Consider the following 249-nt stretch of genomic DNA (forward strand, 5'->3'; position numbering starts at 1 on the left):
GTGTTATCAACAAAACCTTTTTTGACCCATGCTTGAGACAAGCGCCAGATTTTACCGCGGCCATAAATCTCTTGAGCATTGCCTAATTGACTAGAACGCGGGTCTTTAATACGCTCGAGAGTTAATGCATTCCCGTCACGTTTAGTCACGACTAGGCTCGCTGTTGTATCTTTCCATCCAGCAATTTTTTCTAAGTCGAAGTTTGCACCTAAAGAAAGTTGTGCAGCATTTTCAAAAGTATTGCTGTCG

The 249-nt window shown here is 42.6% G+C and carries 1 protein-coding gene; it reads right to left on the bottom strand.

Annotation, left to right across the window (positions count from 1 at the left end; genetic code table 11):
• A partial coding sequence (locus ACWA1B_RS23250) for a carbohydrate porin (RefSeq protein WP_456911041.1) occupies positions 1–249 on the bottom strand: 249 nt, incomplete at both ends.

The sequence above is a fragment of the Flavobacterium xizangense genome (assembly GCF_054075145.1).